Raw genomic sequence first — 404 nt, 5'->3', positions numbered from 1 at the left:
AAATATTTGTTTGTGTGTGGCTTATGGCTTTTTTGTTTTGGAACGACTGCAACACCCGTAAAGTATGATGGTTCTCTTAACCAAACCCGATCATGCTTGCAGCCATGAAAATTCATCTGACACCAGACCAAAAACGCGCCCTCGAATTGATGCCCGATACGACTCGTGATAGTCGAGCCTGTGATCGCATCAAGGCCGTGCTTTTGGCATCAGAGGGCTGGACAGCTCAGATGATTGCCCAAGCCTTACGTATTCATGAAAGAACGGTAAGCCGTCATCTAAAAGATTTCATCGCTCAGGAAAAGCTCACACACGTAAACGCCGTGGCTGTAAACACACTCATCAGAACGAGAAACGCCACAGCTAATCGCGGCTGCCCGGTGAAATGCGTTATACTCACACGA

The 404-nt window shown here is 47.5% G+C and carries 1 protein-coding gene; it reads left to right on the top strand.

Annotated features, from left to right (window positions below; genetic code table 11):
- Positions 1 to 104 precede the first annotated feature (104 nt).
- A partial coding sequence (locus tag AACQ81_RS06170; protein WP_237388514.1) for a helix-turn-helix domain-containing protein occupies positions 105 to 404 on the top strand: 300 nt, incomplete at its 3' end.

The sequence above is a fragment of the Xenorhabdus sp. Sc-CR9 genome (assembly GCF_963897815.1).
Classification (GTDB): domain Bacteria; phylum Pseudomonadota; class Gammaproteobacteria; order Enterobacterales; family Enterobacteriaceae; genus Xenorhabdus.
This window is presented reverse-complemented; position numbering and strand designations above follow the sequence as displayed.